General features: G+C 66.6%; 20 protein-coding genes. 19 read left to right on the forward strand and 1 reads right to left on the reverse strand.

Features of this window, described 5'->3' with window-relative positions; genetic code table 11:
- Positions 1-115 precede the first annotated feature (115 nt).
- The 14 genes from nuoG (at position 116) to PVZ72_RS14125 (ending at position 18,949) form a co-directional block, all read left to right on the forward strand.
- Positions 116-2,833 (forward strand): NADH-quinone oxidoreductase subunit NuoG, encoded by a 2,718-nt coding sequence (gene nuoG, locus PVZ72_RS14060; RefSeq protein WP_273862250.1) that lies wholly within the window; start codon positions 116-118, stop codon positions 2,831-2,833.
- The gene (gene nuoH / locus PVZ72_RS14065) at positions 2,830-3,840 is read left to right on the forward strand and encodes an NADH-quinone oxidoreductase subunit NuoH (protein WP_133861053.1); all 1,011 of its coding nucleotides are present in this window, start codon (positions 2,830-2,832) and stop codon (positions 3,838-3,840) included. The genes nuoG and nuoH overlap by 4 nt, the downstream gene beginning before the upstream one ends.
- A gap of 10 nt (positions 3,841-3,850) precedes the next feature.
- Complete coding sequence (nuoI, locus tag PVZ72_RS14070; protein WP_017642306.1) at positions 3,851-4,399, forward strand: NADH-quinone oxidoreductase subunit NuoI; 549 nt, start codon at positions 3,851-3,853, stop codon at positions 4,397-4,399.
- Positions 4,400-4,408: 9 nt separating this feature from the next.
- The gene (gene nuoJ / locus PVZ72_RS14075; RefSeq protein ID WP_133861054.1) at positions 4,409-4,921 is read left to right on the forward strand and encodes an NADH-quinone oxidoreductase subunit J; all 513 of its coding nucleotides are present in this window, start codon (positions 4,409-4,411) and stop codon (positions 4,919-4,921) included.
- 25 nt (positions 4,922-4,946) lie between these two features.
- Positions 4,947-5,255 carry an NADH-quinone oxidoreductase subunit NuoK gene (nuoK, locus tag PVZ72_RS14080; protein ID WP_007158894.1) on the forward strand — a complete coding sequence of 103 codons (309 nt, stop codon included), beginning with the start codon at positions 4,947-4,949 and terminating at the stop codon, positions 5,253-5,255.
- Positions 5,252-7,099 carry an NADH-quinone oxidoreductase subunit L gene (gene nuoL / locus PVZ72_RS14085; protein ID WP_273862251.1) on the forward strand — a complete coding sequence of 616 codons (1,848 nt, stop codon included), beginning with the start codon at positions 5,252-5,254 and terminating at the stop codon, positions 7,097-7,099. The genes nuoK and nuoL overlap by 4 nt, the downstream gene beginning before the upstream one ends.
- 27 nt (positions 7,100-7,126) lie before the next feature.
- On the forward strand, positions 7,127-8,659 hold the full coding sequence (nuoM, locus tag PVZ72_RS14090; protein ID WP_273862252.1) for an NADH-quinone oxidoreductase subunit M: 1,533 nt from the start codon (positions 7,127-7,129) through the stop codon (positions 8,657-8,659).
- A gap of 7 nt (positions 8,660-8,666) precedes the next feature.
- Positions 8,667-10,118: an NADH-quinone oxidoreductase subunit NuoN gene (gene nuoN / locus PVZ72_RS14095; RefSeq protein ID WP_133861057.1), complete on the forward strand. Its 1,452-nt coding sequence runs from the start codon at positions 8,667-8,669 to the stop codon at positions 10,116-10,118.
- 149 nt (positions 10,119-10,267) lie between these two features.
- Positions 10,268-12,301 (forward strand): M13 family metallopeptidase, encoded by a 2,034-nt coding sequence (locus PVZ72_RS14100; protein WP_273862253.1) that lies wholly within the window; start codon positions 10,268-10,270, stop codon positions 12,299-12,301.
- A gap of 73 nt (positions 12,302-12,374) precedes the next feature.
- The gene (locus PVZ72_RS14105; RefSeq protein ID WP_273862254.1) at positions 12,375-14,045 is read left to right on the forward strand and encodes a bifunctional protein-serine/threonine kinase/phosphatase; all 1,671 of its coding nucleotides are present in this window, start codon (positions 12,375-12,377) and stop codon (positions 14,043-14,045) included.
- 253 nt (positions 14,046-14,298) lie between these two features.
- On the forward strand, positions 14,299-15,045 hold the full coding sequence (cobA, locus tag PVZ72_RS14110) for a uroporphyrinogen-III C-methyltransferase (RefSeq protein WP_273862255.1): 747 nt from the start codon (positions 14,299-14,301) through the stop codon (positions 15,043-15,045).
- Positions 15,046-15,105: 60 nt separating this feature from the next.
- Positions 15,106-16,125: a ligase-associated DNA damage response exonuclease gene (locus tag PVZ72_RS14115; RefSeq protein ID WP_273862256.1), complete on the forward strand. Its 1,020-nt coding sequence runs from the start codon at positions 15,106-15,108 to the stop codon at positions 16,123-16,125.
- Entirely contained in the window at positions 16,122-17,843 is a 1,722-nt protein-coding gene (locus PVZ72_RS14120) for an ATP-dependent DNA ligase (RefSeq protein ID WP_273862257.1), read from the forward strand. Before PVZ72_RS14115 ends, PVZ72_RS14120 begins: the two co-directional genes overlap by 4 nt.
- Positions 17,844-17,845: 2 nt before the next feature.
- A complete protein-coding gene (locus PVZ72_RS14125; protein WP_187979658.1) occupies positions 17,846-18,949 on the forward strand; it encodes an FUSC family protein in 1,104 nt (367 codons plus the stop codon).
- On the opposite strand, the gene PVZ72_RS14130 is transcribed toward PVZ72_RS14125, so the two are convergent.
- Positions 18,889-19,353, reverse strand: coding sequence for a hypothetical protein (locus PVZ72_RS14130; protein WP_273862258.1), 465 nt, complete (start codon positions 19,351-19,353; stop codon positions 18,889-18,891). The genes PVZ72_RS14125 and PVZ72_RS14130 overlap by 61 nt on opposite strands.
- Positions 19,354-19,854: 501 nt before the next feature.
- On the opposite strand from PVZ72_RS14130, the gene PVZ72_RS14135 reads away from it, so the two are divergent.
- The 5 genes from PVZ72_RS14135 to PVZ72_RS14155 all read left to right on the forward strand — a co-directional run bounded on the left by PVZ72_RS14135 (position 19,855) and on the right by PVZ72_RS14155 (position 24,133).
- Positions 19,855-20,634 (forward strand): transporter substrate-binding domain-containing protein, encoded by a 780-nt coding sequence (locus PVZ72_RS14135; protein ID WP_007158910.1) that lies wholly within the window; start codon positions 19,855-19,857, stop codon positions 20,632-20,634.
- A gap of 102 nt (positions 20,635-20,736) precedes the next feature.
- Entirely contained in the window at positions 20,737-21,477 is a 741-nt protein-coding gene (locus PVZ72_RS14140; protein ID WP_133861065.1) for an ABC transporter permease, read from the forward strand.
- Positions 21,474-22,184: an ABC transporter permease gene (locus PVZ72_RS14145; protein ID WP_007158912.1), complete on the forward strand. Its 711-nt coding sequence runs from the start codon at positions 21,474-21,476 to the stop codon at positions 22,182-22,184. The genes PVZ72_RS14140 and PVZ72_RS14145 overlap by 4 nt, the downstream gene beginning before the upstream one ends.
- A gap of 37 nt (positions 22,185-22,221) precedes the next feature.
- Positions 22,222-23,334, forward strand: coding sequence for a succinylglutamate desuccinylase/aspartoacylase family protein (locus tag PVZ72_RS14150; RefSeq protein WP_273862259.1), 1,113 nt, complete (start codon positions 22,222-22,224; stop codon positions 23,332-23,334).
- 34 nt (positions 23,335-23,368) lie between these two features.
- The gene (locus PVZ72_RS14155) at positions 23,369-24,133 is read left to right on the forward strand and encodes an ABC transporter ATP-binding protein (RefSeq protein ID WP_133861067.1); all 765 of its coding nucleotides are present in this window, start codon (positions 23,369-23,371) and stop codon (positions 24,131-24,133) included.
- Positions 24,134-24,150 lie beyond the last annotated feature (17 nt).

A 24,150-nucleotide genomic window follows, 5' to 3' on the forward strand; every position in this document is an offset into this window, starting at 1 on the left:
CCATCGCTTTCTGGCCGGGCTCGACCCGGCCGGCGCTGCCACTGGCGACCGCCAGGGCAGCGCGAACGTTTTCCCATTAGCCAGACCCGCCCTGCGCGGGTGAGAAGAAAACCCTATGGCCACTATCCATGTAGACGGCAAGACGTACGAGGTCGACGGGGCGGACAACCTCCTCGAAGCCTGCCTGTCCCTGGGGCTCGACATCCCCTATTTCTGCTGGCACCCGGCGCTGGGCAGCGTCGGCGCCTGCCGCCAGTGCGCGGTAAAGCAGTTCGCCGACGAGAATGACACCCGCGGGCGCCTGGTCATGTCCTGCATGACCCCGTCCAGCGACAAGACCTACATCTCCATCGAAGACGCCGAAGCCAAGGAATTCCGCAGCTCGGTCATCGAATGGCTGATGACCAACCATCCCCACGACTGTCCGGTCTGCGAAGAAGGCGGCCACTGCCACCTGCAGGACATGACGGTGATGACCGGTCACAACAAGCGCCGTTATCGCTTCACCAAGCGTACCCACCAGAACCAGGACCTCGGCCCGTTCGTCGCTCACGAGATGAACCGCTGCATCGCCTGCTATCGCTGCGTGCGCTACTACAAGGACTACGCCGGCGGAACCGACCTGGGCGTCTACGGTGCCCACGACAACGTCTATTTCGGCCGCGTCGAGGACGGTACCCTGGAGAGCGAATTCTCCGGCAACCTGACCGAGGTCTGCCCCACCGGGGTGTTCACCGACAAGACCCACTCCGAGCGCTACAACCGCAAGTGGGACATGCAGTTTGCCCCGAGCATCTGCCATGGCTGCTCCTCGGGCTGCAACATCAGCCCCGGCGAGCGCTATGGCGAACTGCGCCGCATCGAGAACCGCTTCAACGGCTCGGTCAACCAGTACTTCCTCTGCGACCGTGGCCGCTTCGGCTATGGCTATGTCAATCGCAAGGATCGTCCGCGCCAGGCCCTGCTGAAGGACGGCAGCCTGGAGACCGGTATCGACGCCGCCCTGGATCGTGCCGCCTTGCTGCTGCGCGGCAAGAAGGTGATCGGCATCGGTTCGCCGCGTGCCAGCCTGGAAAGCAACCACGCCCTGCGCGAGTTGGTCGGCGCCGACAACTTCTCCAGTGGCATGAGCACCCGTGACCTGGCCAACGTCCGCCTGGTGCTGCAGGTGCTCAAGGACAGCCCCCTGCCCGTCCCCACCCTGCGCGCCATGGAGAAGCACGATGCCGTCTTCGTCCTCGGCGAAGATCTGACCCAGACCGCGGCCCGTCTGGCGCTATCCCTGCGGCAGTCGGTCAAGGGCAAGCCCGAGGCCATGGCCGCGGCGCAGAAGATCCAGCCCTGGCTGAACGCCGCCGTGCAGAACATCGGCCAGAGCGAGCGCAATCCGCTGTTCATCGCCAGCGTCGCCGCCACCCGCCTGGACGACGTCGCCGACGCCCGCCTGCATGGTTCGCCGCTGGAACTGGCCCGCTTCGGCCATGCCGTGGCCCATGCCATCGACGCCAGCGCCCCGGCCGTCGACGGCCTGAGCGACGAAGTCGCCGAGCAGGCGCGCCTGCTGGCCGAAACCCTGCTGGCGGCCGAACGCCCGCTGGTGGTGTCCGGTACCTCCCTGGGTGAACCGGCGCTGATCGAGGCCGCCGCCAACCTGGCCAAGGCCCTGGCCGCCAAGGGCAAGGCCGGCTCCCTGAGCCTGGTGGTGCCCGAAGCCAACAGCCTGGGCCTGGCGCTCTACGGCGGCGAGTCCGTCGAAGACGCCTTCGCCGCCCTGGAAAACGGCCAGGCCGACGCCCTGGTGGTGCTGGAGAACGACCTCTATCGCCGCGCCCCTGCCGAGCAGGTGGATCAGGCCCTGGCCCGCGCCCAGGTGCTGGTGGTGCTGGATCACCAGCGTACCGCCACCGCCCAGCGCGCCGACCTGGTGCTGCCGGCGGCTAGCTTCGCCGAAGGCGACGGTACCCTGGTCAGCCAGGAAGGTCGCGCCCAGCGCTTCTTCCAGGTCTATGAGCCGAGCTACTACGACCCCTCCAGCCTGATCCGCGAGGGCTGGCGCTGGCTGCACGCCCTGCGCAACACCCTGGACAACCGTCCGGTGGACTGGACCCAGCTGGACCACGTCACCGACGCCGTGGCCACCGCTGCGCCGCAGCTGGACGGTATCCGCGATGCTGCGCCCAACGCCAGCTTCCGGGTGAAGGGTCTCAAGCTCGCCCGCGAACCGCATCGCTACAGCGGCCGCACCTCCATGCGCGCCAACCTCAGCGTGCACGAGCCGCGTGCGCCCCAGGATGCCGACACCGCCTTCGCCTTCTCCATGGAAGGCTATGCCGGCAGCGTCGAACCGCGTCAGCAGATTCCCTTCGCCTGGTCCCCGGGCTGGAACTCGCCCCAGGCCTGGAACAAGTTCCAGGACGAGGTGGGTGGTCACCTGCGCGCCGGCGATCCGGGCGTGCGTCTGATCGAGTCCCAGGGCGATCGCCTGACCTGGTTCGCCGTGCCGACCGCTGCCGTACGCAGTGCCGAGTCCGGCTTCCAGGCCGTGCCGCTGTACCACCTGTTCGGTAGCGAAGAGACCTCTTCCCGTGCCGAACCGGTACGCGAGCGCATCCCGGCCGCCTATGTGGCGCTGGCCAAGGCTGATGCCGACCGCCTGGGCGTCAACGAAGGCGCCCTGCTGCGCCTGCAGGTCGCTGGTCAGGAATTGCGCCTGCCGCTGCAGATCAAGCCCGAGCTGTCGGCGGGTCTGGTCGGCCTGCCCGCCGGCTTCGAAGGGATTCCGGTGGACTTCGCCGGCCTCAGCGTGGAAGGACTGCAGGAGGCCGCGGCATGACCTGGCTCACCCCCACCCTCATCGCCGTGGTGATCGGCATCCTCAAGGCCATCGTCATCCTCCTGGCGGTGGTCATCTGCGGGGCGCTGCTGAGCTTCGTCGAACGGCGTCTGCTGGGACTCTGGCAGGACCGTCACGGCCCCAACCGGGTCGGTCCCTTCGGCGCCTTCCAGCTTGGCGCCGACATGCTGAAGATGTTCTTCAAGGAGGACTGGACGCCGCCGTTCGCCGACAAGATGATCTTCGCCCTGGCGCCGGTGATCGCCATGGGCTCGCTGCTGGTGGCCTTCTCGGTCATTCCGATCACCCCCACCTGGGGCGTGGCTGACCTGAACGTCGGCCTGCTGTTCTTCTTCGCCATGGCCGGCGTCAACGTCTATGCGGTGCTCTTCGCCGGCTGGGCGAGCAACAACAAGTTCTCGCTGCTGGGCGCCATGCGCGCCTCGGCCCAGACCCTCTCCTACGAGGTGTTCATGGGTCTGTCGGTGATGGGCATCGTCGCGGTGACCGGTTCCTTCAACATGAGGGATATCGTCGAGGCGCAGCATCAGGGCTGGTGGTTCATCATTCCCCAGTTCTTCGGCTTCTGCACCTTCTTCATCGCCGGCATCGCCGTTACCCACCGTCACCCCTTCGATCAGCCGGAGGCCGAGCAGGAGCTCGCTGACGGTTACCACATCGAATACGCGGGCATGAAGTGGGGCATGTTCTTCGTCGGCGAGTACATCGGCATCGTGCTGATCTCGGCGCTGCTGGTGACCCTGTTCTTCGGCGGCTGGCACGGTCCCTTCCTGGACACCTTGCCCTGGCTGTCGTTTTTCTGGTTCGCCCTGAAGACCGCCTTCTTCATCATGATCTTCATCCTGCTGCGCGCGTCCATTCCGCGTCCGCGCTACGACCAGGTAATGGCCTTCAGCTGGAAGTTCTGCCTGCCCCTGACCCTGATCAACCTGCTGGTGACCGGCGCGGTGGTGCTCTATAGCGCCTCGCCGGCCATCGGCCAGTGAGGTATTCGTCATGATCAAGGAAATCTTGCACGTCCTGCATGGCACCTACACCCAGTTGCGCAGCATCGTGATGGTCTTCGGCCACGCCTTCCGCAAGCGCGACACCCTGCAATACCCCGAGGAACCCGTGTACCTGCCGCCGCGCTACCGGGGCCGCATCGTGCTCACCCGTGACCCCGACGGCCAGGAGCGCTGCGTGGCGTGCAACCTGTGCGCCGTGGCCTGCCCGGTCGGCTGCATCTCCCTGCAGAAGACCGAAGCCGAAGACGGTCGCTGGTACCCGGAGTTCTTCCGCATCAACTTCTCGCGTTGCATCTTCTGCGGCATGTGCGAGGAGGCCTGCCCCACCACCGCCATCCAGCTGACTCCGGATTTCGAAATGTCCGAATTCAAGCGCCAGGAGCTGGTGTACGAGAAGCAGGACCTGCTGATCTCGGGTCCGGGCAAGTATCCGGAATACAACTTCTACCGCGTGGCCGGCATGGCCATCGCGGGCAAGCCCAAGGGTGCCGCGCAGAGCGAGGCAGAGCCGATCAACGTGAAGAGCCTGCTGCCCTAAGGAGCTGTCGTGGAATTCGCCTTCTATTTCTCCGCCGGGGTGGCCGTCCTGGCCACCTTCCGGGTGATCACCAACACCAATCCGGTGCATGCGCTGCTGTACCTGATCATCTCGCTGCTGGCCGTGTCCATGGTGTTCTTCGCCCTGGGCGCGCCCTTCGCCGGCGCCCTGGAGATCATCGTCTACGCCGGCGCCATCATGGTGCTGTTCGTCTTCGTGGTGATGATGCTCAACCTCGGGCCGGTCGTCGCCGAGCAGGAACGCAAGTGGCTGACCCCCAAGATCTGGATAGCTCCGTCGATCCTCGCCGGTGCGCTGCTGGTGGAACTGCTGGTGGTGCTCGCGCGCACCCCGGGCGGCGCTGCCATCGGTCATACCTCGGTGGAAGCCAAGGCCGTGGGCATCAGCCTGTTCGGACCCTATCTGCTGGCGGTCGAACTGGCCTCCATGCTGCTCTTGGGTGCCCTGGTCGCGGCCTATCACCTGGGTCGCAGCGACGTCAAAGACGGGATCGGCGAGTGAGTCGCCAAGGACTGGAGAACAGCCAATGAACGCCATACCTCTGGAACACGGCCTGGCCCTCGCCGGCGCCCTGTTCGCCCTTGGCCTGGTGGGCCTGATGGTCCGCCGCAACATTCTCTTCGTGCTCATGAGTCTGGAAATCATGATGAACGCCGCCGCCCTGGCCTTCGTGGTCGCGGGTAGCCGTTGGGGCGCCCCCGACGGCCAGGTGATGTTCATCCTGGTGCTGAGCCTGGCCGCCGCCGAGGCCAGTATCGGCCTGGCGATCCTGCTGCAGCTCTATCGCCGCTTCCACACCCTCGACGTCGATGCCGCCAGCGAGATGCACGGATGAACCTGCTACCCCTCACCTTCGCCTTTCCCCTGGTCGGCTATTTCCTGCTGGCCTTCTCCCGCGGTCGGCTGTCGGAGAATCTTTCCGCGCTGATCGGCGTGGGTTCGGTGGGCCTGGCGGCGCTGGTCGCCGCCTGGGTCGGCTGGAACTTCCACGTCGCCCCGCCCGCCGACGGCCACCTGACCATCGTCCTCTGGCAGTGGATGAACGTGGAGGGCTTCGCGCCCAACATGGCTCTCTACCTGGATGGCCTGTCGCTGACCATGCTCGGTGTGGTCACCGGCGTCGGCTTCCTGATCCACCTGTTCGCGTCCTGGTACATGCGCGGTGAAGAGGGCTATTCGCGCTTCTTCGCCTACACCAACCTGTTCATCTTCAGCATGTTGCTGCTGGTTCTCGGCGACAACCTGCTGCTGCTGTACTTCGGTTGGGAAGGCGTAGGCCTGTGCAGCTACCTGCTGATCGGCTTCTACTACAGCGAGCGCGCCAACGGCAACGCGGCGTTGAAGGCGTTCATCGTCACCCGCGTCGGCGACGTCTTCATGGCCTTCGGTCTGTTCATCCTGTTCATGACCCTCGGCACCCTGGACATCCAGGAGCTGCTGCAGAAGGCCCCTGACGTCTTCGCCAGCGGTGATCCGCTGATCGTCCTGGCCACCCTGGCGCTGCTTGGCGGCGCGGTCGGCAAGTCGGCCCAGCTGCCGCTGCAGACCTGGCTGGCCGACGCCATGGCCGGCCCCACCCCGGTCTCCGCCCTGATCCACGCGGCGACCATGGTGACCGCGGGCGTCTACCTGATCGCCCGGACCCACGGCCTGTTCCTGCTGGCGCCGGAAATCCTTCACCTAGTCGGCATCATCGGTGCCGTGACCCTGGTGCTGGCCGGTTTCGCCGCCCTGGTGCAGACCGACATCAAGCGCATCCTGGCCTATTCGACCATGAGCCAGATCGGCTACATGTTCCTGGCCCTGGGGGTCGGCGCCTGGCAGCCGGCGATCTTCCACCTGATGATCCACGCCTTCTTCAAGGCGCTGCTGTTCCTCGCCTCGGGTTCGGTGATCCTGGCCTGCCACCACGAGCAGAACATCTTCAAGATGGGCGGCCTGTGGAAGAAGATCCCCCTGGCCTACGCCAGCTTCGTGGTGGGTGGTTCGGCCCTGGCGGCGCTGCCGCTGGTGACCGCCGGTTTCTACTCCAAGGATGAGATCCTCTGGGAAGCCATGGCCAGCGGTCATACCTACCTGCTCTACGCAGGCCTGGCCGGTGCCTTCCTGACCTCGATCTACACCTTCCGCCTGATCTTCATCACCTTCCATGGCGAGGCGCACACCGAGGCCCATGCCGGCCACGGCATCGCCCACAACCTGCCGCTGGCGGTACTGCTGGTGCTCTCGACCTTTGTCGGCGCGATGATCGTGCCGCCGCTGGCCGGGGTGCTGCCGGAATCCATCGGCCACGCCGGTGGCGAAGCCAAGCACTCCCTGGAGATCACCTCGGGGGCCATCGCCATCGCCGGTATCCTGCTGGCCGCCCTGCTCTTCCTCGGCAAGCGTTCCTTCGTGAACGGCCTGGCCAGGAGTGCGCCGGGTCGCTTCTTCGGGACCTGGTGGTACCACGCCTGGGGCTTCGACTGGCTGTACGACCTGATCTTCGTCAAGCCGTACCTGCTGCTGACCCGTCTGCTGCGTCGCGATCCCTTCGACCAGGCCATTGGCCTGATCCCGATGCTGGCGCGTGGCGGCAACTTGGCACTGAGCATCACCGAGAACGGCCGTCTGCGCTGGTACGCGGCTTCCATCGTGGGAGGCGCCGTGCTGCTGCTCGGCGCGCTGCTGCTGGCCTGACCCCCTGACTAAGGATAAGTACACGTCATGCTTCTGCCCTGGCTAATCCTGATCCCCTTCATCGGCGGCCTGCTCTGTTTCCTCACGGAAAAGACCGGCCCGCTGGTGCCCCGCTGGATCGCCCTGTTCACCATGCTGCTGGAGCTGGTACTCGGCCTCTGGCTGTGGGCCCACGGCGACTACAGCCTGGCTCCGGCCCCTGGCGCCGAAACCGCCTGGACCGCGGAATTCCAGATGAACTGGATTCCACGCTTCGGCATCAGCCTGCACTTCGGCCTCGATGGCCTGTCGCTGCTGATGATCCTGCTCACCGGCCTGCTCGGTGTGCTGGCAGTCACCTGCTCCTGGCGCGAAGTGCAGCGCCACGTCGGCTTCTTCCACCTCAACCTGCTGTGGATCATCGGCGGCGTGGTGGGGGTGTTCCTGGCCCTGGACCTGTTCCTGTTCTTCTTCTTCTGGGAGATGATGCTGGTGCCGATGTACTTCCTGATCGCGCTGTGGGGCCATAGCTCCGCGGACGGCAAGAAGAGCCGCATCACCGCTGCCACCAAGTTCTTCATCTTCACCCAGGCCAGCGGCCTGATCATGCTGGTGGCGATCGTCGCCCTGGTGCTGGTGAACTACGGTGCCACCGGCGTCCTGACCTTCGACTACGAAGACCTGCTGCAACTGCAGCTGGATCCCAAGCTGGAATACCTGCTGATGCTGGGCTTCTTCATCGCCTTCGCGGTGAAGCTGCCGGTGGTGCCGCTGCACTCCTGGCTACCCGATGCCCACGCCCAGGCGCCGACCGCCGGTTCCGTCGACCTCGCCGGCATCCTGCTCAAGACCGCCGCCTACGGCCTGCTGCGCTTCGCCATCCCGCTGTTCCCCAACGCCTCGGCGGAATTCGCGCCGATCGCCATGTGGCTGGGCATCATCGGCATCTTCTACGGCGCCATCCTGTCGTTCGCCCAGACCGACATCAAGCGCCTGGTCGCCTACTCCAGCGTCTCGCACATGGGCTTCGTGCTGATCGGCATCTACTCCGGCAGCCCCCAGGCGCTGCAGGGCGTGGTGGTGCAGATGATTGCCCACGGCCTCTCCGCCGCCGGTCTGTTCATCCTCTGCGGCCAGCTCTATGAGCGCATGCACACCCGTGACATGCGCCAGATGGGCGGGCTCTGGGCGCGGCTGCCCTACCTGCCGGCCCTGAGTCTGTTCTTCGCCTCGGCCTCGCTGGGTCTGCCGGGTACTGGCAACTTCGTCGGCGAATTCCTGATCCTGCTGGGCGCCTTCCCGGTGGTGCCGATGATCACCGTCATCGCTACCTTCGGCCTGGTGTTCGCCTCGGTCTATTCGCTGATCATGATCCACCGCGCCTACTTCGGTCCGGCCAAGGCCGAAGGCGCCCTGCCGGGTCTGAACGCACGGGAACTGTCGATGCTGCTGTTGCTTGGCGTGCTGCTGGTGCTGCTCGGCGTCTATCCGCAGCCGGTGCTGGATACCTCGGCCGCGAGCATGGCCGGTGTCCAGCAGTGGCTCGGCGAAGCCTTCTCCTCTCTCGTTTCCGCCCGGTAAGAGCGCCATGACCTTTACCTACGAACACTTCATCGCCCTCCTGCCGATCATCATCACCGGCTTCACCGCCGTGGTGGTGATGCTGGGCATCGCCTGGCGGCGGGATCACACCATCATCCCGACCCTGGGCGTGATCGGTCTCAACCTGGCCCTGCTGTCCTGCATCCCGGCCCTCGGCGTCGGTGCCATCGACGTCACCCCTCTGCTGCGCATCGACGGCTTCACCTGCTTCTACATGGCGCTGATCCTGATCGCCACCCTGGCCTGCATGACCCTGTCGCATGCCTACATGGAAGGCTATCCGGGCAACCGCGAAGAGCTGTACCTGCTGCTGCTGATCTCCGCCACCGGGGGTCTGGTGCTGGTGGCGGCGCAGAACGTCGCCGGCCTGTTCATCGGCCTGGAACTGCTGTCGGTACCGGTCTACGGCCTGGTGGCCTACAGCTACTTCAATCGCCGTTCCCTGGAAGCCGGCATGAAGTATCTGGTGCTGTCCGCCGCCGGCTCGGCCATCCTGCTGTTCGGCATGGCCCTGCTCTACGCCCAGTCCGGCAGCCTGAACTTCGCCGACATCGGCATGCAGATGGACGCCCCGGCGAGCACCGGCCTGCTGATGGAAATCGGCCTCGGCATGCTGATCGTCGGCCTTGGCTTCAAGCTGTCGCTGGTGCCCTTCCACCTCTGGACCCCGGACGTCTACGAAGGCTCCCCGGCTCCGGTCGGTGCCTTCCTGGCCACCGCCAGCAAGGTTGCCGTCTTCGCCGTGCTGGTGCGGGTGTTCCAGACCATGCCCATGGCCACCGAAGACGGCTGGCTGCACGATGCCATCGCCTTCATCGCCATCGCCTCCATGCTGGTGGGCAACCTGCTGGCACTGATGCAGAGCAACCTCAAGCGTCTGCTGGGTTATTCCTCCATCTCCCACTTCGGCTACCTGCTGGTGGCGGTGGCGTCGGGCGAAGGCCTGTCGATGGAGGCCGTGGCGGTCTACCTGGTGACCTATGTCTTCACCAGCCTGGGCGCTTTCGGCGTGATTACCCTGATGTCCAGCCCGAGCAACGGCCAGCGTGACGCCGATGCCCTGTTCGAGTACCGCGGCCTGTTCTGGCGCCGTCCGTACCTGACCGCGGCGCTGACGGTGATGATGCTGTCCCTGGCCGGCATCCCGCTCACCGCCGGCTTCATCGGCAAGTTCTACGTCATCACCGTGGGCGTGGAAGCAGGCATGTGGTGGCAGACCGCGGCCATCGTGCTGGGCAGTGCCATCGGCCTGTTCTACTACCTGCGCGTGATGGTCACCCTGTACCTGACCGAGCAGGGCCTGCAGCGCCACGATGCGCCGATGAACTGGGGTCAGCGCGCCGGTGGCGTGATGCTGATCGCCATTTCCATCGCGACCTTCATCCTCGGCGTCTATCCGCAGCCGCTGCTGCAACTGGCGCAGCTGACGGTGTTCTGATCCAGAGCGTCGCCCACGATCCCCGCCTCGGCGGGGATCGTCGTTTCTGAAGCCTGTGAAATACCTGCCCTTGGCAGGGTCGCGCCCCGACCGCTACCCTCGACGCCCCACCCTGCTTTCCTGTCCTTTCCTGGAGACCCTTTTCTCCCATGCCTGCGTTGAAACCCCTCACCCTCGCCATCGGCCTGCTGCTCGGCAGCCAGGCCTTCGCCGCCCCGGTCTTCGACGTCACCGAACTGGGTGACCCCGCCACCGCCTGTAGCGACCTCGACACCTTCGTCAATGAAAAATGGGTCGCGGCCAATCCGATCCCGCCGGACAAGTCACGCTGGGGTTCCTTCATGGCCCTGGGGGAGAAATCGCTCAACGACCAGCACACCATCCTGCAGCGCGCCGCCCGCACGGCGGACCGCGCGCAAGCAGGCTCGGTAGAACAGAAGGTCGGCTGGCTGTATCGCTCGGGCATGGACGAGGCCGCCATCGAGCGCGCCGGCTATCGGCCGATCCAGGCGCAACTGGCGGCCATCGACGGGTTGCGCACCACGGCTGATGTCGTGAAGTACCTGCAACAGAGCTTCGCCCGTGGCGACATGCAGGTGTTCTCCTTCGGCTCCGGCGCCGATTATCAGAATGCCAAGCAGCAGATCGCCTACGCCTACCAGGGCGGCCTGGGCCTGCCCACGCCCGACTATTACACCGAAGCCGACTACGCCAAGCTGCGCCAGGCCTATCTCGGCCATATCGCCCGGCTGCTGGTGCTGACCGGAGTGCCCAAGGCCAAGGCGGCCGCCCAGGCCGAACTGGTGCTGGCCTTCGAAAGTCGCCTGGCGCGGGCCTCGGTCAAGCCGGTGGAGCTGCGCAATCCGGAGAACCAGTATCACTACCTGAGCTTCGCCGAAGCCAACAAGGTCACGCCGCACTTCGACTGGCAGGCCTTCTTCGCCAGCCAGGGCGTCACCGGCCAGCAGGGCTTTTCGCTGTCCCAGCCGGGCTTCTTCGCCGAATTCGACCGGATGCTGGCCGAGACCCCCGTCGAGCAGTGGCAGGCCTATCTGCGTGCCCATGTGATCGACGACGCCGCGCCGCTGCTGTCCAGGCCTTTCCAGCAGGAAAGCTTCGAATTCAACCAGAAGACCCTGAGTGGCCAGCAGCAGCAGAGCGAACGCTGGAAGCGGGTGCTGCGCGCGGTCAACGGCGCCATGGGCGAAGGTCTCGGCCAGCTCTATGTGCAGGAGCACTTCTCCCCCCAGGCCAAGGCGCGGGCCCAGGAACTGGTGGATAACGTGATGCTGGCGCTCAAGGCGCGCATCGAGCAGCTCGACTGGATGAGTCCGGAGACCAAGCAGAAGGCGCTGGCCAAGTGGGACAGCTTCCTGCCCAAGATCGGCTATCCCGAGCGCTGGCGCGACTGGAGCGGCCTGACCCTCAAGCCGCAGGGCTTCTATGCCAACCTGGAAGCCGCCTCGCGCTTCAACTATCGCCATGACCTGGACAAGATCGGCAAGCCCACCGACCGCCAGGAATGGGGCATGTACCCGCAGACGGTCAATGCCTACTACAGCCCCACCGACAACACCATCAACTTCCCCGCCGCCATCCTGCAGCCGCCGTTCTTCTATCCGGACGGCGACGATGCCATCAACTACGGCGGTATCGGCGCAGTGATCGGTCACGAGGCCAGCCATGGTTTCGACGACCAGGGCAGCAAGTTCGACGGCGCCGGCAACCAGGTGGACTGGTGGACCCCGGCCGATCGCAAGGCCTTCGAAGCCCGCACCGGCAAACTGGTGGAGCAGTTCGACAACTACCAGCCGCTGCCGGATCATCCGGAGCTGCACGTCAACGGCAAGCTCACCCTGGGCGAGAACATCGGCGATCTCGGCGGCATCAATGCGGCCTACGACGCCCTGCAACTGGCCCTGGCGAAAAAGCCGGAGGAAGCCAACCGGAAGATCGATGGCTATACCCAGCAGCAGCGCTTCTTCCTCAACTGGGCGCGGGTCTGGCGCGGTTCGATCCGTGAAGAGCAGGCGCGCCTGTTCCTCAACACCGACCCCCATGCGCCCATGAGATTCCGCGCGCTTGGCGCGCCGTCCAACATGCCGTCCTTCGCCAAGGCGTTCAGCTGCAAGGCGGGTGATGCCATGGTCCGGCCGGACGAGAAACGCGTGGAAATCTGGTGAGGGATCAGGGGCGTCCGGTGGTCGGGTATCGCTTTTGCATCGCCGGTCTCCTCTCCTCTCTGGCGCCCCCTACATGCCTCTAGAACTCGCCTTCGCCGAAGCCACTGCGACCGGTCCGCGCAAGGAAAACCAGGACGCCTTGCGCAGTGTCCAGCCCAGCGCGGCGCTGGCGGCGACCAAGGGGCATCTGTTCGCCCTCGCCGATGGCGTCAGCGGCTGTCCCGACGGTGGCCTGGCCGCCCGCGCCACCCTCCAGGCCCTGGCCCAGGATTACTATTCCACGCCGGAGACCTGGCCGGTGGCCCAGGCCCTGGAGCGGTTGCTGCTGGCGCAGAATCGCTGGCTGCAGGCTGCGGGCAATGGCCAGCCACTGCTGACCACCCTCACCGCCCTGGTGATCCGCGGGCGGCGCTATACCCTGGCCCACGTCGGCGACTGCCGCGCCTATCGCTGGCACGGCAACCGGCTGAGCTGCCTCACCGTCGACCACGTCTGGCAGCAGGCCGGCATGCAGCATGTGCTGACCCGCGCCCTGGGCCTGGAGAACCACCTGGTGGTGGACTTTCGCGAAGGCGAGCTGGAAGCCGGCGAAACCCTGCTCCTGGTGAGCGACGGCGTCTGGGCCGCGCTGGGTGAAGACAGCATGAGGCGCATCCTGGTCGATGGCGTCGCGGAGCTGGAGGCCACTGCCCAGGCCCTGGTGGCCGGCGCCCTGCATGCCGGTGGTCAGGACAACGCCAGCGCCCTGCTGGTACGGGTCGACCGCCTCCCTGACGTGTCCCTGGCCGATACCCTGGCCAGCGCCGATACCTGGCCGCCGTTGCCGGCGCTCAAGCCCGGCCAGCACTTCGAAGGCTGGACGGTGGTGGAGCGTCTGGCCGAGTCGCGGCAATCGCTGCTCTACCGGGTCAAGGACGAGGGCGGCCGTCCCTGGCTGCTCAAGACCCTGCCCGCGGCGCTGCAATTCGACACCCTGGCCGGTCATGCCCTGCTCATGGAGGAGTGGTTCCTGCGCCGGGTCGCCGGGCGCGCCTTCGTCGAGGTCCATCCGTTGCCGCGGCGGGCGCATCTCTACTTCGTGCAACGGGAATATGCCGGTCGTACCCTGGCGCAGCAGCTACGCAGCGAAGGCCCCCTGGCCCTGGCCGACTGGCTGGACGTCGCCTCCCGCCTGCTGCGGGCCCTCGGCCAGCTGCACAGGCGCAACATCCTTCACCGCGACGTCAAGCCGGACAACCTGCATCGCGGCCAGGATGGCGAATTGCGCCTGCTGGACTTCGGCCTGGCCTACTGTCCGCAGCTGTCCGAGGATCTGCATGACAGCCCGGGCACTCCCAGCTACCGGGCGCCGGAGTCCTTCGAGGGCGCCGAGCCCAGTCCGGCCCAGGATCTCTATGCGACCGGGGTGACCCTCTATCAGCTGCTCACCGGTGGCTATCCCTACGGCGAGGTCGAGCCCTTCCAGCGGCCACGTTTCGGTGCGCCGGCCAGTGCCCTGCGCCGGCGTCCGGATGTACCGGCCTGGCTCGACGACTGGCTGCAGCGCGCCGTGGCGGTCGACCCCGCCGACCGCTTCGAAACCGCCGAGGAAGCCCTGCTGCTGCTGGAGCAGGGCGAGCGCCAACCCCTGGCCCGCCCGCTGCCGCTGCTGCAGCGCGATCCCCTGCGCACCTGGCAGATCGTGGCCGCCTGTTCGCTGCTGCTGAATCTGCTGCTGGTGCTGCTCTGGCTCTATCGGCACTGAAGACCTCGCGGCGTCATGCCCTCCTTTGCAGCACGCTGCGCCCAAAAGGGGCAGCCCGCTGCCCCCTTTCCAGCGGTAAACCGCCGGAAAGAACGGATCTGCGCCTTGGCATGAAGTCTGCAATTCCACAATACACATAGGTCTTTCTTCAACGGCGAGGAAAGACCCTCCGGACAAAGGCGTCCCAGCTGCTTGCAGCGGGACGCCTTTTTTTTGCGTTACAGTCGCCACCCTGGAAACGAGAGGTCACTACATGAGCGGGAAAGTCTGGTTGATCGGTGCCGGCCCCGGCGATCCCGAGCTGCTGACCCTCAAGGCGGTGCGCGCCCTGGGCGAGGCCGAGGTGGTGATGATCGATGACCTGGTCAATCCGGCGGTGCTCGAACACTGCCCTACCGCCCGGGTGATCCGCGTCGGCAAGCGCGGCGGCTGCCGCTCCACGCCCCAGGCATTCATCCACCGGCTGATGCTGCGCTATGCCCGCCAGGGCCGTTGCGTGGCCCGGCTCAAGGGCGGCGATCCCTGCATCTTCGGTCGTGCCGGCGAGGAGGCCGAATGGCTGGCCGCCCGTGGCGTCGCCAGCGAGATCGTCAACGGCATCACCGCCGGCCTGGCCGGTGCCACCGCCTGCGGCATCTCCCTCACCCTGAGGGGCGTGGCCCGCGGCGTAACCCTGGTCACCGCCCACACCCAGGACGACACGGCGCCCAACTGGGCCGCCCTGGCCGCCACTGGTACCACGCTGGTGGTCTACATGGGCGTGGCCCGCCTGGCCGAAATCCAGCAGGGCCTGCTGGACGGCGGTCTCGCGCTGACCACACCGGTGGCCATGATCGAGAACGCCTCCCTGCCGGACCAGCGCGAGTGCCGCTCGACCCTGCAGGACCTGCAGGTGGACGCCGCCCTCTTCCAGCTGCGCAGCCCGGCGATCCTGGTGATCGGCGAGGTGGTCGGCCAGGCCGCCCTGCAACAGGCCCTGAGCTTCGCCGCCCAGGCCTGAGCGGCGAACTCCGGAGCCCGGCCGCCGTTCCTATGGGTATTCCCCAGCAGAGCGGCGCCCATGGACCTCGTCATCGCCCGACCGGACGGCCTCTATTGCCCGCCCGGCGACTTCTACATCGATCCCTGGCATCCGGTGGAACGTTCGGTCATCACCCACGGCCACGGCGACCATGCCCGGGTGGGCAACGGCCACTATCTCGCCACCTCCGGCAGCGCCGGCATCCTGCGCGCCCGGCTGGGTGCCGACATCAACCTCCAGACCCTGGAATACGGCGAGGTCATCGATCACCACGGGGTCAGGCTGAGCTTCCACCCGGCCGGCCATGTGCTGGGCTCGGCCCAGGTACGCCTGGAATACCGTGGCGAGGTCTGGGTGGCCTCGGGTGACTACAAGGTCGAACCCGATGGCACCTGCACCCCCTTCGAGCCGGTGCGCTGCCACACCTTCATCACCGAATCCACCTTTGGCCTGCCGATCTATCGCTGGCGCCCCCAGGCGGAGATCTTTGCCGAGGTCAACGCCTGGTGGCGCGCCAACCAGGCCCGGGGGTTGGCCAGCATGCTCTACAGCTATGCCTTCGGCAAGGCGCAACGGCTCCTGCACGGCCTGGATCCGGAGATCGGTCCCATCCTCGCCCATGGTGCGGTGGAGCCTCTGAACCGGGTCTACCGCGAAGCCGGCATCCGCATCCCGGAAACCCACTATGCCGGCGACTTCAAGAAGAGCGACCCGACGTTGCGCCAGGCGCTGATCATCGCGCCGCCCTCGGCCGGCGGCAGCACCTGGATCCGCCGCTTCGGCGAGCACAGCGACGCCTTCGCCAGCGGCTGGATGATGCTGCGCGGTACCCGCCGCCGGCGCGGCGTGGATCGCGGCTTCGTGCTTTCCGACCACGCCGACTGGCCGGGCCTGCTGTGGGCCATCGAGCAGACCGGCGCCGAGCGGGTGATGGTCACCCATGGCTCGGTCGCCACCCTGGTGCGCTACCTGCGCGACCAGGGCCTGGACGCCCAGGGCTTCACCACCGAATACGGTGAGGAAGACGATACCCCCGTCACCGCGGAGGCCCAGGCATGAAGGCCTTCGCCGAACTCTATGGGCGTCTCGACGCCACCACCTCCAGCAATGCCAAGCTCGCGGCGCTGGTGGACTATTTCGGCAGCGCCCCGGCGGCGGATGCCGCCTGGGCGGTGTACTTCCTCGCCGGCGGCCGCCCCCGCCGGCTAGTGCCGACCCGGCAGCTGCGTGAATTGACCATGACCCTCTCCGGGCTGCCCGAGTGGCTGTTCGAAGAAAGCTACCAGGCGGTGGGCGATCTGGCCGAAACCATGGCACTGCTGATTCCCACCGCCGATGCCGCCAATGCCGAGGGCCTGGCCTTCTGGCTGGAGGAGTACCTGCTGCCCCTGCGCGGCCTACCACCGGAGGAGCTGGCCGAGCGCCTGCCGCCGCTCTGGGGCCAGCTGGATCGGCAGAGCCTGATGGTCTGCATCAAGTTGATCACCGGCGAGTTCCGCGTCGGTGTCTCCAAGCTGCTGGTGACCCGCGCCCTGGCCACTCTGGCGGACCTGGACCCCAAGCGCGTCGCCCAGCGCCTGGTGGGCTACACCGATCTGTCCCACCGCCCCACCGCCGACGGCTATGCCCGCCTGGTCGCCCCGGAAAGTCCGGACGAGCATGCCCAGCGTGGCGGCCAGCCCTATCCCTTCTTTCTGGCCCACGCCCTGCAATTGCCGGTTGAGCAGTTCGAGGCGCAACTGGGGCCGGCCGAGGACTGGCAGGTGGAATGGAAGTGGGACGGCATCCGCGCCCAGCTGGTCAAGCGCGACGGTCGCCTGTGGATCTGGTCGCGAGGCGAAGACCTGGTCACCGATCGCTTTCCCGAACTGCATCCCCTCGCGGAATCGCTACCCGATGGCACCGTCATCGACGGCGAGATCGTGGTCTGGAAGGAAGACGCCGCGCCCGACGCCCTGCTCAGCAGCGAGGAAGTGAGCGAGCAGCAGGACGGCCGCGATCCGGCCGCGCCCATCCCCTTCGGCGTGCAGCCCTTCGCGCTGCTGCAGCAACGCATCGGGCGCAAGACCCTGGGCAAGAAGATCCTCGAAGACGTACCGGTCATCCTGCTCGCCTACGACCTGCTGGAATGGCATGGCCATGACCTGCGCAGCCACCCGCAACGCGAGCGTCGCGCCGAACTGGAAGGGGTAGTGGCGCGCTGCGCCAGTCCGCTGCTGCGCCCCTCGCCGCTGCTGCACGGCAAAGACTGGCAGGACCTTGCCCGCCAGCGCGAGGCTTCGCGCACCCTGGGGGTCGAAGGGATGATGCTCAAGGCCAAGGGTTCGCTGTATGGCGTCGGCCGCACCAAGGACATGGGCACCTGGTGGAAATGGAAGGTCGATCCCTTCTCGGTGGATGCGGTGCTCATCTACGCCCAGCGCGGCCATGGGCGGCGTGCCAGTCTCTATTCCGACTACACCTTCGCCGTCTGGGACGGTCCGCCGGAGAGTAGCGAACGCACCCTGGTGCCCTTCGCCAAGGCCTACTCCGGCCTCACCGACGAAGAGATGCGCAAGGTGGACGCCATCGTCCGGCGCACCACCGTGGAGAAATTTGGTCCGGTACGCAGCGTCGAGCCGACCCTGGTGTTCGAGCTGGGTTTCGAGGGCATCGCCCTGTCCAAGCGCCACAAGAGCGGTGTCGCCGTGCGCTTTCCACGGATGCTGCGCTGGCGCCACGACAAGCCGGTGGCCGAAGCGGACACCCTCGACATCCTGCAGAATCTGCTGGCCTAGCCATGGCCGGCCAGACCGCGCCGCCGGTGACCGATGGCGCCCTGGGCGCGCCGCGGGAACCGCGCTGGGCCCTGGCGCTCGCCTGCCTGCCAGCCCTGGCGGCGATCCTGCTCACCGGCGGGTGGACCGGGGCCTGGCTCCCCTGCGTGGTGGCCCTGGGTGGCGCCTATACCGTCGGCTTCGGCGCCTACAAGAGCTTTGCCGCCGAGCCCCTGGCGCCCATGCTGGTGGCGGCGCTGGGCATGGCCTTTTCCGCCGTGGTTGGCTCCCTGCTGGGTCATCAGCTGCCGGCGCTGGTCCTGGCCGGCGCCCTGTGGGCGGCCTGCTGCGCCTGGCTGTTCGCCGTGGGCAATGGACCCTGGTGGATCACCCAGCAGTGGACGGTGGCCCTGCTGGTAGCCGGCGGCTTTCCCGGTGATCTCCACCAGGCCCTGCTGCGGGGTGGCCTGGTGCTCGGCGGCGGACTGCTGCAACTGCTGTTCTTCGCCCTCGTACAAAAGGCCCTCTATCGCTCCCAATGGCGGCTGCGCACCGGTTCCCTCAAGGCCCATCTCAGGGAGGTGGTGGTGCTGTTCGAAGACAGATTTCGGCTCGGCCGCTACGGCTTCTATGCCGCCGCCGTGGTCGCCCTCTGCCAGACCCTGACCAGCCTGCTCGATTACGGCCACGGCTACTGGGCGCCGATGACCGCCCTGCTGGTGCTCAAGCCGCGGCTGGGCGATACCTGGCGGCGTGGCCTGGGTCGGCTGGGCGGCACCCTGGCCGGTTGCCTGCTGGCGGGCGCGGTGGTCTGGCTCGACAACACGCCTGCCGTCCTGGCCGCTGCCTGCCTGCTGTGTGCGGCGGGCGCCTATCTGCTGCAGGACGGTCGCTATTCGCTGCAGACGCTGTTCATCACCGGCACCACGGTGCTGATGGTCGCCCTGGCCGGCGCCCCCGAGGCGAGCATCGCCCGTGAGCGGATCGGCAGCACCCTGCTCGGCGGTACGGTCGCCCTGCTCTTTCTGGCGCTGGAAGCCGGCGTCGCGCGAATCCTCGCGCGGTTTCAGCGGCGCAGCCGGTTGCGCCAGGCAAACACCAGCAAAGCCAGCAGGGCGCCCAGGTAGCTGCCATCGTGCATCCAGGCCGCCAGCAGGAAACCTCTGCGGTCCTGCACGCAGTCCGGCACCCGCAGGACGCTGCCCAGCTCCAGGGCAAGCCAACCCAGGCCCAGGCCCAGCACGGCGCAACCCAGCGCCCCGAGCAGCACGGCCGCGCTGCCGCGCCAGAGATAACGGTCACCGACAGGACGTCCACGCGCCAACCAGAGCAGCGCCAGGCCCAGGGGCAGTCCTGCCGCCGCGCCAGCCTGGAGACCCACCCGGGCCACTCGCCAGCGGGGCGCCAGGTCGCTATCGAGCAGCCCGAATTGCGAAAATTTCAGGCAATCGAAGTAATCCGGACCCAGGCCGTAGCTGAGCTGGTCATGCAGCGCCCCATAGAGCGCGGCCAGGAAGACCAGCGCCAGCAACCTGCCCAGGCTCCGCGCCACCGGCTAGCCCAGTGCCTTATGGCAGCCGGGCAGGCCGCTTACGCTTACCCACGCGCGGACAATGCGGCATCGGTAGCCGCTCGGCGCCGGAATCCTGCGGGGGATCACCTTCTTTTCGCCATCGCTCATCCGGCTTCACTCCCGTTTCCTTTGCACACAGCTGAACTCCGTGATTGCTACCGAACAGATACGATGTCTTAGCGAAGCGGGTCTTCTGCTACCTTTCTGCCCACCTTTGGCGCATGCGTATTTTTTTAGACCCAAAGCGGTGCGTTCGTCCGCACCAGGCAGGAAAGCCGCGCCTTTCCGGTGCATAATGCGCGCCGCTCGGCGGGGTCGGCTGCTACAGGATGTAACCAACGCGGCAACCGCGTACAGATTTGGGACGATCTTCGCCGACTGGTAAGCTTATTGCTCCCGCGAGGGCACGGGCGTCGTACTGGCGCCATGATTTCATCCACATTCGCACTAGGATCCGACATGAAAAAAAGCTGGCTGACTCTCTCTGCGCTCGCCCTGTGTCTGGCCGCCGGTTCGGCGATGGCCAAGGAATGGAAAGAGATCCGCTTCGGTGTGGATACCACCTATCCGCCCTTCGAATCCCAGGCCGCCGATGGCAGCTTCGTCGGCTTCGACATCGAACTGGGCAACGCCATCTGCGAAAAGCTGGAAGTGAAGTGCAAGTGGGTGGTGAGTGACTTCGACGGCCTGATTCCCGGCCTGCGCGCGCGCAAGTTCGACGGCATCCTGTCCTCGCTGACCAAGACCCCGGCACGTGCCGAACAGATCGACTTCTCCGACCTGCTCTGGTCGGGCCCCTCCTCCATGGTCACCAAGGAAGGCGCCAACCTGCAGGCCACCGCGGAAAGCCTGAAGGGCAAGACCGTTGGCGTGCAGCAGGGCACCATCCAGGAGACCTTCGCCAAGCAGAAACTGGCGCCCAACGGCGTCAACGTCCAGAGCTACCAGAACCAGGATCAGGTCTATGCCGACCTGGTGTCCGGTCGTATCGACGTCGCCATGCAGGACATGCTGCAGGCCGAAGGTGGCTTCATGAAGTCGCCCCAGGGCAAGGGCTACACCAACACCGCCATCCATGACGAGTTGCTGCCGGCCGATACCGCCATCGGTATCCGCAAGGGCAACGACGAGTTCAAGACCTTCGTCAACAAGGGTATCGCGGCCATCCACGCCGACGGCACCTACGACAAGATCCAGAAGAAGTACTTCGGCGACCTGAACCTCTACGATCCCAAGTAAGGTCGGTTCGGCAAACGCCTCCGGTGCCACCGGGGGCGTTTTACGTATGACCGCCGGCGCCCACCGCGCCGGCGGCCTCACCAGGCGATTTTCCCAAGACGCATGCAGCAGAATTCCTTCGACTCCTTCTTGCAGTCCATCGGACTGGGCACGCTCAGCCTGCATGGCTACGGCCCGCTGATCCTGGAAGGCACCCTGACGACCCTCAAGCTCGCCGGCTTCGCGCTGATCGTGGCGGTCATCCTCGGCCTGCTCGGCGCCTCGGCCAAGCTGTCGCGCCTCGCGCCCCTGCGCTTCATTGCCCAGAGCTACACCACCCTGATCCGTGGCGTGCCCGATCTGGTGCTGATGCTGCTGATCTTCTACAGCCTGCAGAACTGGCTGGGCGCCCTCACCGACTACATGGGCTGGGATTACATCGACATCGATCCCATGGCCGCCGGTATCGCCACCCTCGGCTTCATCTACGGCGCCTACTTCACCGAGACCTTTCGCGGCGCCATCCTCGCCGTGCCGCGCGGTCAGGGCGAAGCCGCCCTGGCCTACGGGCTGAGCCGCTGGCAGACCTTCACCCTGATCACCTTTCCGCAGATGATGAGATTCGCCCTGCCCGGCATCGGCAACAACTGGCAGGTGCTGCTCAAGGCCACCGCACTGGTCTCCATCATCGGCCTGGCGGATCTGGTCCGTGCCTCCCAGGAGGCCGGCAAGGGCACCTTCAAGCTGTTCTACTTCCTGATCGTCGCCGGCGTCATCTATCTGCTCATCACCGCCGTGACCAACGCCATCCTCGGGGCCCTGGAACGGCGCTATCACGTCGGCGTGCGGGAGGCCAAGCGATGATCGAACTCCTGCAGCAATACTGGAAACCCCTGCTGTGGACCGATGGCTACCACATCACCGGCCTGGCCATGACCCTCTGGCTGCTGGTGGCCTCGGTGGTGATCGGCTTCATCGTCTCGGTGCCGCTGTCGGTGGCCCGGGTCTCGGAGCGCCGCTGGCTGCGCTGGCCGATCGGCTTCTATACCTACGTCTTCCGTGGCACCCCGCTCTATCTGCAGCTGCTGATCTGCTACACCGGCATCTACAGCCTGGGCTTCGTGCGCGACCAGCCGATGCTGGGCAGCTTCTTCCGCGACGGCCTGAACTGCACCATCCTGGCCTTCGCCCTGAATACCTGCGCCTACACCACCGAGATCTTCGCCGGGGCCATCCGCAACACCCCCCACGGCGAGGTCGAGGCGGCCAAGGCCTACGGCCTGGATGGCTGGCGCCTGTACGTGCACGTCATCCTGCCCTCGGCGCTGCGCCGCTCGCTGCCCTTCTACAGCAACGAAGTCATCATGATGCTGCACTCCACCACCCTGGCCTTCACCGCCACGGTGCCGGACCTGCTCAAGATCGCCCGCGACGCCAACACCGCCACCTTCCTGACCTTCCAGGCCTTCGGCCTGGCCGCGTTGCTGTACCTGGCGGTGTCCTTCATCCTGATCGGCCTGTTCCGCCTGGCGGAGCGCCGCTGGCTGGCCTTCCTCGGCCCGACCCACTGACCCAAGCGGCCGCGCCCGGCGCGGCCCCGGAGTTGTCATGCGCCATCTCACCCATCCGCTGGTCGCCCCGGTCCCGGGCACCGAGCGCTGCATCCACAGCTTCCACTTCGGTCCCGCCGACAGTGGCCGCAAGGTCTATATCCAGGCCTCGCTGCATGCCGACGAACTGCCCGGCATGCTCACCGCCTGGCACCTCAAGCAGCGCCTCCGGGCGCTGGAAGCCGCCGGTGAACTCCTGGCGGAGGTGGTCCTGGTACCGGTGGCCAACCCCATCGGCCAGGATCAGCAGGTCGCCGACGTCCACCTCGGTCGCTACGAGCTGGAAAGCGGGCAGAACTTCAATCGCCGCTTCCGCGACATGACCGCCCAGGTCGAAGCCGCCATCGCCGAACGCCTCGGTGACGACGTGAGCGCCAACCAGGCCTTGGTGCGCGAGGCCTTCCGCACCGCCCTGGCCGGGGAAGCCGCCACCACCCAGCTCGACAGTCAGCGCCTGACCCTGCAGCGCCTGGCCTGCGACGCCGAGGTGGTGCTCGATCTGCACTGCGATTTCGACGCGGTCGCCCACCTCTACACCACGCCGGAAGCCTGGCCCCAGGTCGAGCCGCTGGCGCGCTACTTCGGTTCCGAAGCCAGCCTGCTCGCCACCGATTCGGGCGGCCAGTCCTTCGACGAATGCTTCACCCTGCTCTGGTGGAACCTCAACCAGCGCTTTGGCGAGCGCCTGCCCCTGGGCAGCCTGTCGGTGACCCTGGAGCTGCGCGGCCAGCTGGACGTGCGTGACGAACTCGCCGCGGCGGATGCCGAGGCCATCGTCAACTACCTGCGCCACCAGGGCTTTCTGAGCGGCGCCGCCGCCCCCCTGCCGCCGCTGCTGCAACCGGCCACGCCGCTGGCGGCCGTGGAGCCCGTGGCGACCACCCAGGGTGGCGTGCTGGTGCTCAAGGCCCAGGTGGGCGAGCGCATCGCGGTCGGCCAGGTGCTGGCGCAGGTCGTGGACCCCATCAGCGACCGCGTCGAAGAGGTCCGCAGCGCGGTCGCCGGCACCCTCTATGCGCGTTCCAATCGCCGCATGGCCACGGCCGGCATGGTGATCGCCCATGTGGCGGGCACCGAGGCCTATCGCAGCGGCTACCTGCTCTCGCCGTGACCCCTACCCCTTTTCAGCTGTGGAATTCCTATCCATGTACAAACTGACCGTCGAAGGCCTGCACAAGCGTTACGGCGACCACGAAGTGCTCAAGGGCGTCTCGCTCAAGGCCAAGACCGGCGATGTGGTCAGCCTGATCGGCGCCAGTGGCTCGGGCAAGAGCACCTTCCTGCGCTGCATCAACTTCCTCGAGCAGCCCAATGCCGTGACCATGACCCTGGATGGCGAGACCATCCGCATGGCCGAGGATCGCGGCGCCGTCCGGGTGGCCGACGCGGCCCAGCTGCAGAATCTGCGCACCCGCCTGGCCATGGTCTTCCAGCACTTCAATCTATGGAGTCACCTGAGCGTGCTGGACAACATCACCCTGGCGCCGCGCAAGGCGCTGGGCATCAGCAAGGCGGAAGCCGAAGAACGCGCGCGCAAGTACCTGGACAAGGTCGGTCTGCAAGCGCGGGTCGCTGATCAGTATCCGGCCTTCCTCTCCGGTGGCCAGCAGCAGCGGGTGGCCATCGCCCGCGCCCTGGCCATGGAGCCGGAAATCATGCTGTTCGACGAGCCCACCTCGGCGCTCGACCCGGAGCTGGTCGGCGAGGTGCTGAAGGTGATTCGCGCCTTGGCGGAAGAGGGACGTACCATGCTCATGGTGACCCACGAGATGGCGTTCGCCCGCGAGGTGTCTTCTCAGGTGCTATTCCTGCACCAGGGGGTGGTGGAGGAAGAAGGTCCGCCGAGCGAAGTGCTGGTGAGCCCGCGTAGCGAGCGCCTGCGCCAGTTCCTCAGCGGCAACCTCAAGTAAGCCTGGGTCCCCGCTCG

It is taken from the genome of Pseudomonas sp. LA5 (assembly GCF_028640825.1).
GTDB classification, from domain to species: Bacteria; Pseudomonadota; Gammaproteobacteria; order Pseudomonadales; family Pseudomonadaceae; genus Chryseomonas; species Chryseomonas aestiva.